We start from the raw sequence: 1,649 nt of genomic DNA on the forward strand, positions 1-1,649 counted from the left end.
CCATCAAATATATTAGATCTGTATGCGGCTATTGATATTCCCGAAACGGAAGGAAACGATGTGTTGCGGTTTAAATTTGCTACTTCGGCAGCGCATATTACCGGTAAACCGTTGGCTTCATCAGAATCTGCAACCTGGCTTAATGATCATTTTTTGTCGTCATTAGGCGATGTTAAACAGGCTATTGATAAGTATTTTGTAGGCGGTGTTAACCACATTTTTTATCATGGCATCAGCTATTCACCAAAAAACGCCTCATGGCCCGGCTGGTTGTTTTATGCTGAAGTTCATTTTAACCAGACCAATCCGTTCTGGAATGATTTTTCGACCCTTAATCAATATATCACCAATTGCCAGTCGTTTTTACAACAAKGCAAGCCCGATAATGATGTATTGGTTTATTATCCATTATTTGATAGCTTTTCGGAGCCCGGTGACCGGGGTTTACTCAAACACTATGATGCCATGAAGCCAGATTTCAAGGGTACAGGTTTTGAATCGTCTACCGAGGAAATGCTTAAAAAGGGCTACACATTTGATTTTATATCAGATAAGCAAATAATGGCACTCCAAACCTCAGGCAAACATATAATTACAGGTGGACTTAACTATAAAACAATTCTGCTGCCTGATAGTAAGTACATTCCGCTGGAAACCTTCCGTAAAATAATGGATATGGCAAAGGCAGGCGCTACAGTGGTGGTTTATAAAAACCTACCATCAGAGGTGCCGGGATATGCCCGGTTAAACGAACGCGAAAAAGCATTTAAGGATTTACTGGCTGGGTTAAACTTTACAATCAGGGGCAATGGTGTTAAAGCAGCAACGGTAGGTAAAGGTCGTTTTTTAATTGCGGATGATATTGCACCATTGCTGGATGCTGCAGGAATAAACAGGGAGCGCATGACCGATGGTGGCTTGCAATTTGTACGCCGTACCTATAAAAATGGTAACAGCTATTTCATCGCCAATAATAGTGATAAAGCAATTGACGGCTGGGTAGACTTATCGGTAGCTTCATCATCAGTGGTGATGTTTGACCCGATGACTAAAAATTACGGTCTGGCAAAGAGCAGAAAACAGGGTAATAACCAAACCAGCGTTTACCTGCAGTTACAGCCGGGGCAAAGCTGCATTTTGCAAACATCGCCTTCAAAAGTTAGTGTAGCAAATTATACATATTATAAGGATTCCGGCAAACCGGTGGATATAAATGGTACATGGACACTCATGTTTACCGAAGGTGGCCCAACCTTGCCGCAGCCGGTAAAAATCAATCAGCTTAAATCATGGACGGATTTGGGTGGCGGGGAGTTCAAAGCTTTCTCCGGAACCGGAAGCTATTCTATTAGTTTTAAAAAGCCGGTGCAAAATGCGGTGGCCTGGCAGCTGGATCTGGGTAAGGTGTGTGAAAACGCCGAAGTTTATCTGAACGGTAAAAAGCTCACTACACTCATAGGTCCGCAGTATACAGTTACCATATCTTCAGCACAGTTAAGGTCGGTTAATCAGTTACAAATAAAGGTAGCCAACCTTATGGTGAACCGTATTATTGATATGGATAAGAAAAATGAACCTTATAGGATATTTTATAATACCAATTTGCAATCTCACAGCCCCAGCTCCAAAGGACCTGACGGCCTTTTTAC

General features: G+C 42.0%; 1 protein-coding gene. It reads left to right on the plus strand.

Translation table 11 applies throughout. The features are described 5' to 3' along the window. The coding region (locus tag AC1DRQ_RS31355) for a glycosyl hydrolase (RefSeq protein ID WP_477430030.1) at nt 1-1,649 on the plus strand (1,649 nt) is incomplete at both ends.

This window comes from Mucilaginibacter sp. P4_E8 (assembly GCF_056401495.1).